The 17,484-nt window shown below is 68.4% G+C and carries 13 protein-coding genes, 1 other RNA gene and 1 pseudogene; 10 read left to right on the plus strand and 5 right to left on the minus strand.

The features are described from left to right. Nucleotides 1-44: 44 nt before the first annotated feature. Nucleotides 45-677: a class I SAM-dependent methyltransferase gene (locus A5760_RS00910; protein ID WP_064877211.1), complete on the plus strand. Its 633-nt coding sequence runs from the start codon at nt 45-47 to the stop codon at nt 675-677. Between the two features lie 6 nt (nt 678-683). Here the strand turns inward: A5760_RS00910 and A5760_RS00915 are convergent, their stop codons facing one another. Then, nucleotides 684-1,394 carry a 2OG-Fe(II) oxygenase gene (locus tag A5760_RS00915; protein ID WP_064877237.1) on the minus strand — a complete coding sequence of 237 codons (711 nt, stop codon included), beginning with the start codon at nt 1,392-1,394 and terminating at the stop codon, nt 684-686. 77 nt (nt 1,395-1,471) lie between these two features. Between A5760_RS00915 and rnpB the strand changes: the two genes are divergently transcribed. Then, nucleotides 1,472-1,872: RNase P RNA component class A (rnpB, locus tag A5760_RS00920), an RNA gene on the plus strand. 4 nt (nt 1,873-1,876) lie between these two features. Here rnpB and A5760_RS00925 read toward each other — a convergent pair. Beyond that, the gene (locus tag A5760_RS00925; protein ID WP_064877212.1) at nt 1,877-3,415 is read right to left on the minus strand and encodes a CYTH and CHAD domain-containing protein; all 1,539 of its coding nucleotides are present in this window, start codon (nt 3,413-3,415) and stop codon (nt 1,877-1,879) included. A 153-nt stretch (nt 3,416-3,568) separates the two neighbouring features. Continuing rightward, nucleotides 3,569-3,811 (minus strand): hypothetical protein, encoded by a 243-nt coding sequence (locus A5760_RS00930; RefSeq protein WP_064877213.1) that lies wholly within the window; start codon nt 3,809-3,811, stop codon nt 3,569-3,571. Nucleotides 3,812-3,996: 185 nt separating this feature from the next. Here A5760_RS00930 and A5760_RS00935 point away from each other — a divergent pair. Further along, a pseudogene (locus A5760_RS00935) lies at nt 3,997-4,376 on the plus strand (hemophore-related protein). Nucleotides 4,377-4,386: 10 nt separating this feature from the next. Here A5760_RS00935 and A5760_RS00940 read toward each other — a convergent pair. Beyond that, a complete protein-coding gene (locus tag A5760_RS00940; RefSeq protein ID WP_064877238.1) occupies nt 4,387-5,577 on the minus strand; it encodes a hypothetical protein in 1,191 nt (396 codons plus the stop codon). A gap of 199 nt (nt 5,578-5,776) precedes the next feature. Next, nucleotides 5,777-6,625 carry a 3-methyl-2-oxobutanoate hydroxymethyltransferase gene (gene panB / locus A5760_RS00945; RefSeq protein WP_064877239.1) on the minus strand — a complete coding sequence of 283 codons (849 nt, stop codon included), beginning with the start codon at nt 6,623-6,625 and terminating at the stop codon, nt 5,777-5,779. 131 nt (nt 6,626-6,756) lie between these two features. Between panB and A5760_RS00950 the strand changes: the two genes are divergently transcribed. From A5760_RS00950 to A5760_RS00980, 7 genes are all read left to right on the plus strand, one after another. Next, nucleotides 6,757-8,160 carry a WS/DGAT/MGAT family O-acyltransferase gene (locus tag A5760_RS00950; RefSeq protein ID WP_064877214.1) on the plus strand — a complete coding sequence of 468 codons (1,404 nt, stop codon included), beginning with the start codon at nt 6,757-6,759 and terminating at the stop codon, nt 8,158-8,160. Between the two features lie 57 nt (nt 8,161-8,217). Continuing rightward, nucleotides 8,218-9,774 (plus strand): alpha/beta hydrolase, encoded by a 1,557-nt coding sequence (locus A5760_RS00955; RefSeq protein WP_064877215.1) that lies wholly within the window; start codon nt 8,218-8,220, stop codon nt 9,772-9,774. A 143-nt stretch (nt 9,775-9,917) separates the two neighbouring features. Further along, nucleotides 9,918-11,486, plus strand: a complete 1,569-nt coding sequence (locus A5760_RS00960; RefSeq protein ID WP_155764153.1) for an alpha/beta hydrolase — start codon at nt 9,918-9,920, stop codon at nt 11,484-11,486. An 81-nt stretch (nt 11,487-11,567) separates the two neighbouring features. Then, nucleotides 11,568-12,908 carry a type I glutamate--ammonia ligase gene (glnA, locus tag A5760_RS00965; protein ID WP_064877217.1) on the plus strand — a complete coding sequence of 447 codons (1,341 nt, stop codon included), beginning with the start codon at nt 11,568-11,570 and terminating at the stop codon, nt 12,906-12,908. Between the two features lie 50 nt (nt 12,909-12,958). Further along, nucleotides 12,959-15,943, plus strand: a complete 2,985-nt coding sequence (locus tag A5760_RS00970; RefSeq protein ID WP_064877218.1) for a bifunctional [glutamine synthetase] adenylyltransferase/[glutamine synthetase]-adenylyl-L-tyrosine phosphorylase — start codon at nt 12,959-12,961, stop codon at nt 15,941-15,943. Then, entirely contained in the window at nt 15,940-16,584 is a 645-nt protein-coding gene (locus A5760_RS00975) for a PaaI family thioesterase (RefSeq protein WP_064877219.1), read from the plus strand. The genes A5760_RS00970 and A5760_RS00975 overlap by 4 nt, the downstream gene beginning before the upstream one ends. Beyond that, nucleotides 16,581-17,441, plus strand: coding sequence for a TIGR03619 family F420-dependent LLM class oxidoreductase (locus A5760_RS00980; protein WP_064877220.1), 861 nt, complete (start codon nt 16,581-16,583; stop codon nt 17,439-17,441). Before A5760_RS00975 ends, A5760_RS00980 begins: the two co-directional genes overlap by 4 nt. Nucleotides 17,442-17,484: the final 43 nt, after the last annotated feature.

A 17,484-nucleotide genomic window follows, 5' to 3' on the forward strand; every position in this document is an offset into this window, starting at 1 on the left:
CAATTCAGCTTGGCAAATTCGTACCGGGTAGGCAAGCTCGCGGTGTGGACAATTCGTGCAAACCTGATGACGCCCAGCGTTTCTGGGAGGAGCGCTACCGCTCGGTGGAGCGAGCGTGGAGCGGACGGGCCAATCCCCGCCTGGCCGAGGTGGCCGCCGGCCTGCCGGCGGGGCGGGCCCTCGACCTGGGCTGCGGTGAGGGGGCCGACGCGCTCTGGCTGGCCGAGCGCGGCTGGCAGGTGGTGGCCGTCGACATCTCGGCCACCGCGCTGCAGCGAGCCGCCGAGGCCGCGTCCGCGCGGAACTTGCTCGCATACATCGACTTTCAGCGACACGACCTCAACGAGAGCTTCCCCGAAGGGAGCTTCGACCTGGTCTCCGCGCAGTATCTGCACTCCCCGGCGCGACTGGAACGCGACGGGGTGCTGCAGCGGGCGGCCGAGCGGGTGGATCGTGGTGGGGTGCTGCTGATCGTCGACCACGGGGCGCCTCCGCCGTGGGCGGAGCATCACGATCACCACTTCGCCGGTATCGAGGAGGTCCTCGGGTCGCTGCGCCTGGAGGCGCCGCGGTGGACGCGGCTGCGGACCGAGGCCGTCGACCGGGAAATGGTCGGCCCGAACGGGGAATCCGGAACGATGGCCGACAACATCATGGTCTTGCGGCGAACGGGATAGCCCCGCCTACGCCGCGTCGTGGAAGATCAGCCCCATCGCGTAGCGCTCGCCGGAGCGAACGACCGAGACGCCGTGGCGCACCGGCGCCGCGGACCACCCCCGGGCCGAGGGCACCGGCCGTTCCCGGGTGGTGAAGACATACCCGTGTCCCTGCGGCAGTTGCGTTGCCAGGCCGCGGGATTGGGCCCGCAGACGCTGTTCGACGAGCAGGAATTCGCCGCCGGTGTAGTCGGTCTCGGGGTTGCTCAGGTTGATGACGACCTGGAGCGGGAAAACCAAGTCGCCGTACAGATCCCGGTGCAACGCATTCCAGTCGCCCGCACCGTATTTCAGCATCAGGGCGGTCGACCTGCGCTGACCGGCGGCGTGACAGGCCGCCAGCCAATCGTCGAGGCGGTCCGGCCAGGGCGCCTCCCGGCCGAGCTTGTCCCACCAATCGCGCGCTATCGGCAGCAGCCGCGGATAGAGGGCCTGCTTGAGCGCTTCGATCGGTTCGGGGTAGGGCGCATGAAAATAGCGGTATTCCCCGGCGCCATAGCGTTTGGGCGCCATGTCGATGGTGGACCGGAACAGGTCGTCGTCGGCGTAGAGCTTGCGCAGCCTGGCCGCTTCATCGGACGTGATCAGCCGCGGCAGCAGCGCACCGCCGTACTCGTCGACCTCGGTGGCGATGGCGTTCCAATCGCCGGTGTCGACACGCTTTTTCCATCGGTCCATCAGGTCCACGATAGAGCGGCACGAGCAATAGTTGCTGGCCCCAGGATGCCGCAGGTAGTACCGTGGTTCGTCGCGGACGAGTTGGCCGGGCGGCCGCGGACCGTCACAAGCGGTTCGAGGAAAGTCCGGACTTCACAGAGCGGGGTGATTGCTAACGGCAATCCGAGGTGACTCGCGGGAAAGTGCCACAGAAAACAGACCGCCACCCTCGCGGTGGTAAGGGTGAAACGGTGCGGTAAGAGCGCACCAGCACCCCGGGTGACCGGGGTGGCTAGGCAAACCCCACCCGAAGCAAGGCCAAGAAGGCCGCACCTAAGGTGTGGCCGCGCAGGCGTTCGAGGGCTGCTCGCCCGAGCCTGCGGGTAGGCCGCTCGAGGCACCCGGTGACGGTGTGTCCAGATGGATGGTCGCCGCCGCGCCGCCGTTGCTTATGCGCGGCGGCGGGGAACAGAATCCGGCTTACAGGCCAACTCGTCCGCCTTCTAATGCCCCGCTTTGCGGACCGCCTTGGCGAGGCCGCGCAGGGTGTCGTCGAGTTCGTCGCGGCAGCGGTCCGCCAGGTCGGCCTCCCGCTGATACAACAGCCCGTAGGTGAAGGTGTCCTCGCCGGCGGCGTGCGCGATCTCGGCCTCCTGACGCAGATGCTCGCGGCTGACGACGCTGTCTTGATGATCACCCAGCAGCGACTGGACCGCCTTGGCCTGTTCGGACACCTTCGCGGCGCCGGTAGCCGACGCGGTGTAGCGAAGACGCTTGGCGCGCTTGCGGATCCGATGGATCGCCTCGTCGCGTTGGTGTTGGTCGTCCGGGTGCTCGCGGTCGACCTGGGCGGCAGCCTTCTGGGCCTTGCGGACCTTCTGGTAGGCAACCTCGATGGTCACCGGCGCCTGTTCCTCGGCCGTTGCAACGCCCGGGGTTTCGGCTGCTATCAGGTCGAGGGAGTCCAGCAGGCGGAAGTAGCGCTGCGAGCGCATGGCGATCAATGACCGGCGCAACCCGGTCTGGTAGCGCCGCTGGGCGCCCCCGACCAGACGTTCGCGCACCGGGCCGCGCACCAATTCCGGTGCGAGCCCGTCCAAGTCGCGCTCGTATCGCTCGGCGAGCACCTCGGCGTCACGCGCCACGCCCAGAATTCCGGCGAGCTCACGCAACTCGTCCAGGACCCACCCCTCCTCGGGCAGCCCGAACGACTCCTGGTAGTCCCGCAGCAGGCTGCGCAGCTTGCGGGTGGTCACCCGCATCTGGTGGATGGCGTCGTAGGCGTCGGCGCGTACCGCGCGATCCCACACGACCAGCTCGCGAACCTGCTCGGCGATCGCGCGCTGCAGCGGATCGCCGGGCGACGGAGTGCCGTTGGGCGGCGTGCCGAGCACCCGCGCCAGCTTGGAGCCATGACCCCCCGGCGCGGCGCCGGCGTCCAGCAGCCGGTTGCTCAACCGGTTCAGCAGCTCGACACCGGCCGTCCCGTTGGAGAGCCCACTCGCTTCGAGGAGCTCCAATTCCCACTCGCGCCATTCCTGTTCGGTCGGCGAGTCGGTGTCCTCGGATCCCCGCATCGACCACGCGGTGACGTGGTCGTTGCTGAACTCGGCCAGCGCGGTGCCCGCGGCGTCGTACAGCACCTGGCTCTCACGCCGGGTGGTGATGCGCGCGACCGGCTGCACCGGACGGTCGCGGACGATCGCCAGCACCACGTCCGTCAACTCGTTGGGCACGGAGTCGTTTCCGTCCGATGCGTCCAGCGGTAGGCGGACCTCGGTGCGGGCGTCGGGACCTGACGGCAGCTTGAGGTGCCATCCCGCGTCGGAGCCACCGGTGCGGCGGCGCAGGGTGATCTTGTTGCGCGCCAAATCGTGTATGGGCGTATCGAAGTACGTCGCATCCAGGGTTTGCGCCGGTGACTTCTCGACGTGGGCGACCGCGGCGATCCCCTCGAACGAGGGTGACACGGTGGATTCGAGTACGTCGAACTTGCGCTCGACCTCGAGATGACGCGAGGGTTGCGGCGCTTTTGCAGGCATTTTCGGCTCCACTGAGGGCTGGGAGGGCGCGTTGGGCGCGTCACCGCGGCCGTGAACACATCGGATGGGAAATGAGCACCCATAGCCTGCCATACCGAAGCGACGAGGCCGCCGCGGATCGGCGGGTGCGTGGAGGGCCCGTCGCGGCCGCCCTTAGGGCGGCGGCGGAGGTGGCGCGTCGTCCTCGGGCAGCGGCGCATAAGCGGCCGGTGGCGGGACATAGCGTTCGATGTTGTCGGCGATGTTGGTGCATCCGCTGACCGAGATGCGTCGGCCCGCGCTCACACACACGGTCGCCTCCGCCCGACCGGCGGAATGCGCGGCAACGACAATTGCGGGAGTTGCGGCCAAGCCCGAGAACACCAGCACTGCGGCAAACCAGCGGCGCCGAATCATCTGCGGTCTCCTTCCTGCCACCCGTAAAGCATTCTGCCGTCGAGGCCCGACCGACGGGCCGAGATCGAAGAATGGCTCCATATTCCTTTGCCGGTGATTAGCGCATGCGCGGCGAGAAAACCCCTTATGGTTTGCGGTACCGATAACGGCCGCGGTTGCGGATGCGAAGACGAAGGAGCGTTTCCATGGTGTCTTTTGTTCGCCCGGCGGGCCGAGTTGTTGCCGGCGTAATCGCGGCCGGCGCGGTCAGTGTGGCAATGCTTTTCGCGACGGCCGGTTCGGCCGCCGCGGACTGGCCGATGGACGATCCGGACCGGCGCCCTCGTCGCAGCCGAATTGCACGGCGGCCGACCTTGCCCAGGCCTCGTCGGGCGTCGCCGCGGCGACGTCGGCATATTTATTCACCCACCCCGACGTCAACGCGTACTTCACCAGCTTGAAGGGCCAGCCGCGCGACGACATGCGTGCGCAGCTGAAGCAGTACATGGACGCCAACCCGCAGACCCACACCGATCTCGAGGGCATTCGCCAGCCGTTGACCGACTTCCAGAACCGGTGCCGCTGACCGATCGCCCTCAGCCGGCCGGTGGCGGCGGCGGCTGTTGCAGGTGCATTGCCAGGTCGCTCAGCTCCAAAATCGTCTGGATCTCGGTGTCGCGGAATGGCCGTCCATCGGGGGCCAGCAGGTCGTGAAACCACTCCTGCGGCATCGCGGGGTCCGGGTTCGGGTGGTCCCACGAATCCCACGGGAAAAAGGTCTGCGTTTTGCCGGCGACGAATCCCCAGTTGAATGCGCCGACGCCGGCACGCTTCGCGATCGGCAGGATGTCCTGCACCGTGCTGCGTAGCGGCCGGGCCATGTACTCGGTGCACAGGATGGGCCGGCCCTGCGGGACGAGCTCGGCGATGCGTCTCTCGAACTCCTCCGGGCCGGCGTAGGAGTGGAACGTGATGACGTCGGAGTTGTCGAGCTGGATGCCGCTGATCACGCTGCGGCGTCCCGGGTCGGCCCACTCGCCGTGCCAGACGCCACTGGTCAGCGGCTGGCAGGGATCGACCAGCCGCGCCCACTCGAACACCCGGGGCAGCAGCTGGGCGACCAGGTCCACCTTGTCTTTGCGCTCGACCGAGGCGTAGGCGTTGGCCGGGTTGTCCGGCTCGTTCCACAGGTCCCAGCCCAGGATGCGGTCGTCGCTGCGGAACTGCGTCAGCACCCCGGTGACGTAGCCGCGCATGGTGCGCAGGTAGCCGTGATCGTCGAGGCGCGCCGCCCCCGGACTCTGCACCCAGCCGGAGTTGTGGATGCCCGGCCGCGGCGCGCGCTGCGGGCCGGCCTGGGGGAACGGGTCCCAGCACGAATCGAACAGGACGAACAGCGGTTTGATGCCGTGGCGGGCGGCGATGTCGACGAATTGGGCGAGCCGGCCCTGAAACCCGCGGGAGTCCTGCGCCCAAAGCTGATCGTGCAGGAAGACCCGTATCGCGTTGAACCCGTTGGTCCGCGCCCAGCCCAGTTCGGTATCGATGCGCCGGGGGTCGAAGGTTTCGCGCTGGAACATCTCCAGCTGATTGATGGCGTTGGAGGTGATGTAGTTCACGCCGACCGGCCAGCCCTGCGCCTGATACCAGCGGTTGGCCCGTTCGGGCGACCACCGGCTTGCCTGCGGCGAGGTGTTGGGCGGTTGCGCCGACGCGCCAGGTGTCTGGGCCAAAGCCATGCCTCCCGCTACTAGCAGCGGCAGCGTCAACACCGTTCGACGGTGCACGAAGTCACCGCGATACCCCCGGTCGATGTGGTCCACCTCTGCTCGTCAGACTTCAGATCGTCTCAGCGAGCCATCGTACATCCCTGTACCGCAACGCTTTTCAGCGGTTTCATAGTGACGGGGATAACGTGTCAACCAGGCGCGAACTTCAGACTGGCGACGTGACCGCGCAAAACACCGCAACCGGTCTACGTACGGATCAGAAGCAGTGCTCGTCGGCGGGAAAGACCCCGCCGGCCACCTCGTGCGCATATTGCGTTGCGGCCCGGCGCAATTCTTCGCCGATGTCCGCGAACCGCTTGACGAAGCGAGCGGCCTTGCCGCTGCTCATCCCGGCCATGTCCTGCCAAACCAGGACCTGGCCGTCGCAGTTGGGTCCGGCGCCGATGCCGACGGTCGGGATGGTCAGCTTGCCGGTGATCTGGGTGGCCAGTTCGGCCGGCACCATCTCCATGACGACGGAGAACGCGCCGGCCTCGGCGACGGCGATCGCGTCGTGCACCGTCTGCTCGGCGGCGTCGCCGCGGCCCTGCACCCGGAAGCCGCCCAGGCCGTTGACACTCTGCGGGGTGAACCCGATGTGCGCCATCACCGGGATGCCGGCGGCGGTCAGGCAGGCGATCTGCTCGGCCACCCGCTCACCGCCCTCGAGCTTGACCGCGTGCGCGCCGCCCTCCTTCATGAACCGGGTTGCGGCGGCCAGTGCGGCGGCCGGCCCGGCCTCGTAGCTGCCGAACGGCAGGTCGGCGACGACCAGCGCGTGCGGGGCGCCCCGCACCACGCCGCGCACCAACGGAATCAACTCATCGATCGAGACGGGCACGGTGGTGTCGTAGCCGTACACCACGTTGGCCGCCGAGTCGCCGACCAGCAGCACCGGGATACCGGCCTCGTCGAAAATGCGGGCGGTCGAATAGTCGTAGGCCGTGAGCATGGCCCACTTGTGGCCTTCGGCCTTCATCTTCTGCAGGTGGTGGGTGCGAATCTTGGTCCGCGGCTTTTCGGGCTGCGCAGGTGAGTTGGCACCGTAAACGTTGTGCTCAGACATCATTGTCCCTAATGGTGGTCGGTTCGATCCTCGTGGCCGTTACGGGTCCCCGGGTTCGTCGGACTACTCGATTCTGCCATTTCTTTTGCGCAGTTGCACCGGCGCGGCGGTGTGAGACATACCATTCGCGCATGCAGCGGCTGAGTGGACTGGACGCCAGCTTCCTGTACCTGGAGACCTCGTCACAGCCCATGCATGTGTGCTCGATCATCGAGCTGGACACGTCGACCGTGCCGGGCGGCTACAGCTTCGCCCGGCTCCGCGACGCTCTTGCGCTCCGCATCAAGGCGATCCCGGCGTTCCGCGAAAAGCTCGCGAACAGTCCGCTGAATCTGGACCACCCGGTCTGGGTGGACGACGAGAAGTTCAACATCGATCGCCACCTGCATCGCATCGCGGTGCCCGCGCCGGGAGGGCGGGCCGAGCTCTCCGAAATCTGCGGCCACATCGCCGAGCGGCCGTTGGACCGTGACCGGCCGCTCTGGGAGATGTGGGTCATCGAAGGCGTCGCTGGCACGGACTGCCACCGCTCGGACGGTCTCGGAGGGCGGCTGGCGGTGATGACCAAGGTGCACCACGCCGGCGTCGACGGGGTGACCGGCGCCAACCTGATGTCGCAGTTGTGCGCGACCGAAGCCGACGCCCCCGCCCCGGAGCCGGCCGAGGGCGTCGGCGGAGCCAACGGTTGGCAGATCGCGGCCGGCGGCTTCGTCCGCTTCGCGGCCCGGCCGCTGCACCTGGCCAACGTGGTGCCCGACACCGTCTCGTCGGTGCTCGCCACGGTGCGACGCGCGCGCGAAGGCGTGGCCATGGCCCGTCCCTTCGCGGCGCCCGGAACCGTTTTCAACGCCAGGATCACCGACCGCCGCAACGTCGCTTATGCCGAATTGGATCTGGACGACATCAAAGGGGTGAAGAACCATTTCGGCGTCAAAGTCAACGACGTCGTGATGGCATTGGTTTCGGGCGTGCTTCGCCAATACCTGACGGACCGAAATGAATTGCCGGATTCGTCATTGGTGGCATCCGTCCCCGTTTCGGTGCACGGCAAATCCGACCGGCCCGGCCGCAATCAGGTATCGGCGATGTTTTCCAGTCTGCACACCCAGATCACCGATCCGGTGGAACGGCTGAAAGCCATCGCGCGGGCGAATTCGGTTGCCAAAGAACACAGTTCAGCTATCGGTGCGTCACTGCTGCAGGATTGGTCGCAATTCGCCGCCCCGGCGGTTTTCGGCATCGCGATGCGGATCTACGCCAGAACCCGATTCACCGCCAGCATGCCCGTGCACAATTTGGTGGTCTCCAACGTGCCGGGACCGCAGGTTCCGCTGTACATGCTGGGCTGCGAGGTCAAATCGATGTATCCGCTGGGGCCGATATTTCACGGCTCGGGACTCAACATCACCGCGATGTCGCTGCTGGGCAAACTCGACATCGGACTTGTCGCCTGCCCCGATCTGCTGCCGGATTTGTGGGAGATGGCCGATGACTTCGCGGTGGGGATGGAGGAGCTGCTCGCGCTCGCGCGGTAGCCGGGCGGCGGTGCCGCTAATCATGATCTCAGCTTTCCTCTGGCAGCATAGGTTGGCATGGGCCTGTCTCGCCGCGCCAAGATCGCGCGCACGCTGCTGATCTGGACGTCGATGGCTGCCGTCGCGCTGCTTCTGGCGGGGTGTGTCCGCGTGGTGGTCGGACGGGCCGTCATGTCCGGGCCGAAGCTGGGCCAGGCGGTGGAGTGGACGCCGTGCCGCGCCGCGAACCCAAAGGTCAAACTCCCGGCCGGCGCGTTGTGCGGCAAACTGGCCGTGCCGGTCGACTACGAGCACCTCGACGGCGACGTGGCGACGCTGGCCATGATTCGTTTCCCCGCGACCGGAGACAAGATCGGCTCGCTGGTGATCAACCCCGGCGGGCCGGGGGAGTCCGGCATCGAAGCCGCCCTCGGTGTCGTCCAGTCGTTGCCCAAGAAGGTCCGCGAACGATTCGACCTCGTCGGCTTCGACCCCCGCGGAGTGGGAGCGTCGCGTCCGGCGGTCTGGTGCAACTCCGACGCCGACAACGACCGGTTGCGTACGGAGCCCAACGTCGACTACAGCCCGGCGGGCGTGGCCCACATGGAAGACGAAACCAAGCAGTTCGTCGGCCGCTGCATCGACAAGATGGGCAAGGACTTCCTGGCCAACATCGGGACCGTCAACGTCGCACGGGATCTCGACGCCATCCGCGCGGCGCTCGGTGACGAGAAGCTGACCTACCTCGGCTACTCCTACGGCACCCGGATCGGCTCGGCGTACGCCGAGGCCTTCCCGCACAACGTGCGGGCGATGATCCTCGACGGCGCCGTCGACCCCAACGCCGACCAGATCGAAGCAGACCTCCGTCAGGCCAAGGGATTCCAGGACGCGTTCAACGGCTACGCCGCCGAATGCGCCAAGCAGCCGACCTGCCCGCTGGGCACCGACCCGGCCAAGGCGGTGGACGTCTACCACAGCCTGGTCGACCCGATGGTCGACCCGAACAACCCCATGGTCAGCCATCCAATCCCGACGAACGACCCACGCGGACTGGGCTACTCCGACGCGATCATCGGCACCATCATGGCGCTCTACTCACCGAACCTGTGGCATCACCTGACCGACGGCCTGTCCGAACTCGTCGACCACCACGGCGACACCCTGCTCGCCCTGGCCGACATGTACATGCGCCGCGACTCGCACGGCCACTACAGCAACGCCACCGACGCGCGGGTGGCGGTCAATTGTGTGGACCAGCCGCCGATCACCGACCGCGCCAAGGTGGTTGACGAAGACCGCCGCTCCCGCGAGGTCGCGCCGTTCATGAGCTATGGGCAGTTCACCGGCAACGCCCCGCTGGGTACCTGCGCGTTCTGGCCGGTGCCGCCAACGAGCAAGCCGCACACCATTTCCGCGCCCGGCCTGGCGCCCACGGTGGTGGTGTCGACGACCCACGATCCGGCAACCCCGTACAAGGCTGGCGTCGATCTGGCCAACGAGCTGCGCAGCTCGCTGCTCACCTACGACGGCACCCAGCACACCGTGGTCTTCCAGGGCGACGGCTGCATCGACAACTACGTCACGGCGTATCTGGTCGGCGGGTCCATCCCGCCCGACGGCGCCAAGTGCTGACCGGTCGATCACGCTGACGCCGAACGTGTACTCACGGCGAGGTTTTCGTCGATCCTTCGCCGTGGTTGCACGCTTGGCGGGGATGGCAGCTGAGACCAAGGCGTAACCGTTTCGCGCTGTCACGGGTACCCGGGGCTGCAACGATGACAGCCATGTCGCGCCTGAGATCCCTGAGCTCGGCGCTGTTTTCATTCGGGCTGCTGCTCGGTGGTCCCTGCGTCCTCGCGCCGCCCGCGGCCGTCGCCACGCCGGAACCCGGCGCGGGGCAGACGCCGGGCCCGAATCCGCCGTCGGCGGCGGTGCCGCAGGGTTGGGGAAGTTGCGGCCAATTCGTCGATGACACAAGCGATATCCCCACCGCACAGTGCACCACCGTGTCGGTCCCGATCGACTACAACAACCCCGGCGGCGGGCAGGCCAAGCTGGCGGTGATCCGGATTCCCGCATCAGGTCAACGGATCGGATCCCTTCTGGTCAACCCCGGCGGACCCGGCGGTTCGGCGGTCGACATGGTGGCCGCGATGGCCTCGAACCTGGAGAGCTCTCCGGTCCGGCGCAACTTCGATCTGGTCGGCTTCGACCCGCGCGGGGTGGGCCATTCCACCCCGGCGCTGCGCTGCCGCACCGACGCCGAGTTCGACGCGTACCGGCGTGAGCCGATGGTCGACTACAGCCCCGGCGGGGTGGCGCATATCGAGCAGCTCTACCGGCAGCTGGCCCAGCAGTGTGTCAGCCGGATGGGCACGGCGTTCCTGGCCAACACCGGCACCGCCTCGGTCGCCCGCGACATGGATGCCGTCCGCCAGGCGCTGGGCGACGACCAGATCAACTACCTGGGGTACAGCTACGGCACCGAGCTGGGCACCGCCTATCTGGAGAAGTTCAGCAACCACGTGCGCACGATGGTGCTCGACGGCGCCATCGACCCGACCGTCGGGCCGATCGACGAGAACGTCAACCAAATGGCAGGATTCCAAACCGCTTTCAACGACTACGCCACGGACTGCGCCCGCTCGGCGGGCTGCCCGCTGGGCACCGACCCGACCCAATTCGTCAGCCGGTACCACGCGCTGGTCGACCCGCTGGCGACCAAGCCGGGCCGCACCGCGGACCCGCGCGGCCTGAGCTACGCCGACGCGACCACCGGCACCATCAACGCGCTCTACACGCCGGCGCACTGGAAGTACCTGACCAGCGGCCTGCTCGGCCTGGCGCGCGGCACCGACGCCGGCGACCTGCTGTTGCTCGCCGACGACTACGACGGGCGCGACAAGAACGGGCACTACGCCAACGATCAGGATGCGTTCAACGCGATCCGCTGCGTCGACGCGCCGAATCCGACGGACCAGGCCAGCTGGGTGAGTGCCGATCAGCGCATCCGCCAGGCCGCGCCGTTCCTCAGCTACGGGCAGTTCACCGGAAACGCTCCCCGCGATTTGTGCGCGCTGTGGCCGGTGCCGGCGACGTTGGCGCCGCACGCCGCGCCGCCGATGGCCGCCGGCAAGGTCGTCGTCGTCTCCACCACGCACGATCCGGCCACGCCGTATCAGGCCGGCGTGAACCTGGCCCGCCAGCTGGGCGGCCCTCTGATCACCTACGACGGGACGCAGCACACCGCGGTGTTCAACGGCCACCAATGCGTGGACAACGCCGTCGTCCGCTATCTGGTCGCCGGCACGCCGCCGCCGGCCGCCTACCGCTGCCAGTCCTGACCAGCGCCCGGCAAGCTTCGCAACGCTTCTGAGCGGGCATCGGTAACACAGAGTTAACAGCCGTTGCATACTGTTCGAGTTATGGATCGACAGAAGGAATTCGTCCTCCGCACCCTCGAGGAACGAGACATCCGCTTCGTTCGGCTGTGGTTTACCGATGTGCTCGGTTTCCTCAAGTCGGTCGCCATCGCCCCGGCCGAGCTCGAGGGCGCCTTCGAGGAGGGCATCGGCTTCGACGGCTCCTCGATCGAGGGCTTCTCGCGGGTCTCGGAATCCGACACCGTGGCCAACCCCGACCCGTCCACCTTCCAGGTGCTGCCGTGGGCCTCGCCCAACGGCCACCACCACTCGGCGCGGATGTTCTGCGACATCACCATGCCGGATGGATCGCCGTCGTGGGCGGACCCGCGGCACGTACTGCGCCGCCAGCTGCAGAAGGCCAACGACCTGGGTTTCTCCTGCTACGTGCACCCCGAGATCGAATTCTTCCTGCTCAAGCCGGGCCACGACGACGGCACGCCGCCGGTCCCCGTCGACAACGCCGGCTACTTCGACCAGGCCGTCCACGACTCGGCCTCCAACTTCCGCCGCCACGCGATCGACGCCCTGGAATTCATGGGCATCTCGGTGGAATTCAGCCACCACGAGGGCGCGCCCGGCCAGCAGGAGATCGACCTGCGCTTCGCCGACGCGCTGTCGATGGCCGACAACGTGATGACGTTCCGCTACGTCATCAAGGAGGTCGCGATCGAGAACGGCGCCCGCGCGAGCTTCATGCCCAAGCCGTTCGGGCAGCACCCCGGCTCCGCCATGCACACCCACATGAGCCTGTTCGAGGGTGACGTCAACGCGTTCCACAGCCCCGACGACCCGCTGCAGCTCTCCGACGTGGGCAAGTCCTTCATCGCCGGGATCCTCGAGCATGCCTCGGAGATCAGCGCCGTCACCAACCAATGGGTCAACTCCTACAAGCGGCTGGTCGGCGGCGGCGAGGCGCCCACCGCCGCGTCGTGGGGTGCAGCCAACCGGTCCGCGCTGGTGCGGGTGCCCATGTACACGCCGCACAAGACGTCGTCGCGGCGCGTCGAGGTCCGCAGCCCCGACTCGGCGTGCAACCCGTACCTGACGTTCGCCGTGCTGCTGGCCGCCGGGCTGCGCGGGGTGGAGAAGGGCTACGTGCTGGGGCCGCAGGCCGAGGACAACGTGTGGGACCTGACCGCCGAGGAACGCATCGCGATGGGCTACCGCGAGCTGCCGACGAGCCTGGACAGCGCGCTGCGCGCCATGGAGTCCTCCGAGCTGGTCGCGGAAACCTTGGGGGAGCATGTCTTTGACTTCTTCCTGCGCAATAAGCGCACGGAGTGGGCCAACTACCGCAGCCACGTCACCCCATACGAGCTGAACACCTACCTGTCGCTCTGACCCGGATCGAGCGCCGATCAGGCTGAACGCCGGCGGCTTGCGCTACGGTCGTGGGCGTGACCAAACCCGCGACGCAGCGTCCCAGGCTGCCCAGCGTCGGCCGGCTCGGGTTGGTCGATCCGCAAGCGGCCGAACGCATGGCGCAGCTGGGTTGGTACGACCACGACGACCAGGCCCACGTCGACCTGCTCTGGTCGCTGTCGCGCGCGGCTGATCCCGACGCCGCGCTGCTCGCCCTGGTCCGGCTGTCGGAGAACCCCGACGCCGGATGGGATCAGCTCAACGCGACCCTGCTGGCCGAACGTCCGCTGCGCGGCCGGCTGTTCGGCGTGCTCGGCTCGTCGCTGGCCCTGGGCGATCACCTGATCGCCCAGCCGGAGTCCTGGAAACTCTTGCGCGGCAACGTCACACTGCCCACCCACGACCAGCTGTGCGACATGTTCACCGAATGCGTCGACGAGGCGCTGGCGGCGCCGGGTTCGGCGATGGTGCGCCTTCGCACCCTGTACCGCGACCAGCTGCTGGTGCTCGCCGCGCTGGATCTGGCCGCGACGGTGGAGGACGAACCGGTGGTCCCGTTCACCGTGGTGGCGGCCCACCTGTCGGACCTGGCGGACGCCGCGCTGGCCGCCGCGCTGCGAGTGGCCGAGAAGAGCGTGTGCGGCGATAAGACGCCGCCGCGGCTGGCGGTCATCGCGATGGGCAAATGCGGTGCCCGCGAATTGAACTACGTCAGCGACGTCGACGTCATCTTCGTCGGCGAGCAGGCCGACCCGGTCACCACCCGGGTGGCCGGCGAGATGATGCGGCTGGCCTCCGAGGCCTTCTTTCAGGTCGATGCGGGGCTGCGGCCGGAGGGACGCAGCGGGGAACTGGTGCGCACCGTCGAGTCACACATCGCCTACTACCAGCGCTGGGCGAAGACGTGGGAGTTCCAGGCGTTGCTGAAAGCCCGTGCGGCGGTGGGCGACGCGGGGCTCGGCCAGCGCTACCTGGACGCGCTGATGCCGATGGTCTGGGTCGCCTGCGAGCGTGAGGATTTCGTGGTCGAGGTGCAGGCGATGCGCCGCAGGGTCGAGCAGCTGGTGCCCTCCGAGGTCCGCGGCCGCGAGATCAAGCTCGGCAGCGGCGGGTTGCGCGACGTGGAATTCGCCGTGCAGCTCCTACAGCTGGTGCACGGCCGCGGCGACGACTCGCTGCACGTGGCGTCGACGGTGGCCGCGCTGGCCGCGCTGGGCCAGGGTGGCTACATCGGCCGCGAGGACGCGGCCAACCTGACCGCCTCCTACGAGTTCCTCCGGCTGCTCGAGCACCGGTTGCAGCTGCAGCGGCTCAAGCGCACCCACCTGCTGCCCGAGGCCGAGGACGAGGAGGCAGTGCGCTGGCTGGCGCGGGCCGCCCACATCCGGCCGGACGGGCGCCATGACGCGGCCGGGGTGTTGCGTGAGGAGTTGCGGCACCAGAACCTGCGGGTGTCCCAGCTGCACGCCAAGCTCTTCTATCAGCCGCTGCTGGAGTCGATCGGCCCGCCGGGGCTGGAGATCGCCCGCGGCATGACCTCCGAAGCGGCCGAGCGCCAGCTGGCGGCGCTGGGCTACGAGGGTCCGCAGTCCGCGTTGAAGCACATGTCGGCCCTGGTCAACCTGAGCGGCCGGCGCGGCCGGGTGCAGTCGGTGCTGCTGCCCAGGTTGCTGAACTGGATGTCGTACACGCCGGACCCCGACGCCGGACTGCTGGCCTACCGGCGGCTGTCCGAGGCGCTGTCCGGGGAGAGCTGGTACCTGGCCACGCTGCGCGACAAGCCTGCGGTGGCCCGCCGGCTGATGCACGTGCTGGGCACCTCGGCATACGTGCCGGAGCTGCTGATGCGCGCCCCCCGGGTGATTCAGGACTACGGCGACGGGCCGTCCGGGCCCAGACTGCTCGACACCGAGCCCGCCGCGGTGGCCCGCGCGCTGGTCGCCTCGGCCAGCCGCTACTCCGACCCGGTGCGGGCGATCGCCGGGGCGCGCACCCTGCGGCGCCGCGAGCTGGCCCGCATCGCGTCCGCCGACCTGCTCGGCATGCTCGAGGTCACCGACGTGTGCAGTGCGCTGACCTCGGTTTGGGTGGCGGTGTTGCAGGCGGCGCTGGACGCGATGATCCGGGCCAACCTGCCCAAGGACGGTAAGGCGCCGGCGGCGATCGCGGTCATCGGGATGGGCCGGCTGGGCGGCGCCGAGTTGGGTTATGGGTCCGACGCCGACGTGATGTTCGTGTGCGAACCGGCGCCCGGTGTCGAGGATTCCGCGGCGGTGCGCTGGGCGACGGGTGTCGCCGAACAGATTCGGGCGCTGCTGGGGACGCCCAGCGTCGACCCGCCGCTGGAGGTCGACGCCAACCTGCGGCCCGAGGGCCGCAACGGTCCACTGGTACGCACCCTCGCGTCCTATGCCGCCTATTACGAGCAGTGGGCGCAGCCTTGGGAGATCCAGGCGCTGCTGCGCGCGCACTCGGTCGCCGGCGACGCGGAGCTGGGGCAGCGGTTCCTGCTGATGGTCGACAAGACGCGGTATCCGGCCAACGGGGTGTCCGCCGAGGCGATGCAGGAGATCCGGCGCATCAAGGCCCGCGTCGACTCCGAGCGGTTGCCGCGCGGTGCGGACCCCAACACGCACACCAAGCTGGGCCGTGGGGGACTGGCCGACGTCGAATGGACCGTGCAGCTGCTGCAGTTGCGGCACGCGCACGAGATTCCCGCGCTGCACAACACCTCGACGCTGCAGTGCCTGGACGCGATCGCCGCGGCCGACCTGGTGCCCGCCGACGAGGTGGAACTGCTGCGGCAGGCCTGGCTGACCGCCACCCGGGCCCGCAACGCGCTGGTGCTGGTCCGCGGTAAGCCCACCGACCAGCTGCCCGGGCCCGGGCGCCAGCTCAACGCGGTCGCCGTGGCCGCGGGGTGGCCGACCGATGAGGGCGGGGAATTCCTGGACAACTATCTTCGGGTGACGCGACGAGCAAAAGCGGTGGTGCGCAAGGTGTTTGGAAGTTGAGTCAGGAAGCCGGCGCGTTGGACGCCACATTCGAGGTGCTCAGCGCGGCGGAGGCCGATCGCGTGACCGCGCTGTACGCTCCGCTGGCCGACGCGGTCCGCGAGCTCGTCGACGCCACCATCCGGACCGAGGCCGACGACAACGCCGTCGCCGAGGCCAAGAGGGCGGTCGAGGCCGTCACCGCGTCGTTGCGGCAACGCACCCGCCCGCTCGGGGTGAGCTACCGCGTCAACGGCCGCCCGCTGCCGCTGGGCAACGCCGCGATCGGCGTATGCAACCCCATCGCCCCGCCGATCGTCGTGCACCCCGAGGGCGACGGGCGCTGCTGGAGCGAGTTCACCCTCGGCTCGGCCTACGAGGGTCCGCCCAAGCTGGTGCACGGCGGCGTCAGCGCCCTGGTGCTCGACCACATGCTCGGCGAGGCGGCCAGCGAGGGGCTGTCCAAGGCCCGCTTCACCGGCACCATCACCGTCAAGTACCTGCGTGGCACCCCGCTGGGCCCGCTCCGCTGCGAGGCGTGGGTCGACGGCAAGGAGGGGCGCAAAGTCTTTGCGCGCGGCACGATTTCGGATGCCACCGGCGTCACCGTCGAGGCCGACGGCGTCTTCATCGAGCCGGCCTGGGCGCAGGAGGCGCAGTGAAGTTCTACATCAGCAGCGCCTTCCTGAACACCCGCGAGATCATCGAGCTCGCCAAGGCGGCCGACGAGCTCGGCTACGACGGGATCGGCATTCCCGATCACGTCGTCAACCTGGAGACCCTGGACACCCCCTACCCGTACACCAAAGACGGGGAACGGCGCTGGCAGCCGTTCACCGACTGGCCCGACCCCTGGGTGCTTGTCGGTGCGCTGGCCCAGGTCACCACGCGGTTGCGGTTCGTCAACACCGTCTACATCCCCGCGATGCGCAACCCGTATTCGGCGGCCAAAGCCATTGGCACCGCGGCGGTTCTGGCGTCCGGCCGAGTGGAGCTGGGCATCGGCGTGGGATGGTGCCGCGAGGAATTCGCTCTGATGGGGCAGCGATTCGAGGCCCGCGGCAAGCGCACCGATGAAATCATCGACTTGATGCGGGCGCTGTGGTCGCCGGGCTGGACCGAGTTCGACGGCCAGTTCTACCAAGCGCCGCGGCTGGAGATGCAACCCACTCCGCCCCCGATACCGGTGTATGTCGGTGGCCTGTCCGACATCGCGCTGCGCCGCGCCGCCCGCAACGACGGCTGGATCGGAGATCTGATCAAGTCTGAGCGGGCCATCGAGGCGGTCGGCCGGCTGCGGGAGATGCGCGCCGAAAGCGGTTTGACCATGGACGATTTCACCATCCTGACACCGCTGACCGACGCGTTCACCACCGCCGACTACCAACGCGTCGAGGACGCCGGCATCACCGGCATCATCACCATGCCGTGGATGTTCTACTCCGGGCCCGATGCCAGCCTGGACGACAAGATCGACGGCATGCAGCGCTTCCGCAAGGACCTCGCGCTCGACGGCTAGACGACACCTAATTCGGCGCCGCGGGGCACCTAACCGGCGGCGA

It is taken from the genome of Mycobacterium colombiense (assembly GCF_001665835.1).
GTDB lineage: Bacteria > Actinomycetota > Actinomycetes > Mycobacteriales > Mycobacteriaceae > Mycobacterium > Mycobacterium colombiense_A.

Coding starts and splice junctions, on each gene's coding strand:
- A5760_RS00915 (WP_064877237.1), bottom strand. CDS start 1,394: ATGGACCGATGGAAAAAGCGTGTCGACACCGGCGATTGGAACGCCATC.
- A5760_RS00960 (WP_155764153.1), top strand. CDS start 9,918: ATGACAGCCATGTCGCGCCTGAGATCCCTGAGCTCGGCGCTGTTTTCA.
- glnA (WP_064877217.1), top strand. CDS start 11,568: ATGGATCGACAGAAGGAATTCGTCCTCCGCACCCTCGAGGAACGAGAC.
- A5760_RS00950 (WP_064877214.1), top strand. CDS start 6,757: ATGCAGCGGCTGAGTGGACTGGACGCCAGCTTCCTGTACCTGGAGACC.
- A5760_RS00955 (WP_064877215.1), top strand. CDS start 8,218: ATGGGCCTGTCTCGCCGCGCCAAGATCGCGCGCACGCTGCTGATCTGG.
- A5760_RS00930 (WP_064877213.1), bottom strand. CDS start 3,811: ATGATTCGGCGCCGCTGGTTTGCCGCAGTGCTGGTGTTCTCGGGCTTG.
- panB (WP_064877239.1), bottom strand. CDS start 6,625: ATGTCTGAGCACAACGTTTACGGTGCCAACTCACCTGCGCAGCCCGAA.
- A5760_RS00925 (WP_064877212.1), bottom strand. CDS start 3,415: ATGCCTGCAAAAGCGCCGCAACCCTCGCGTCATCTCGAGGTCGAGCGC.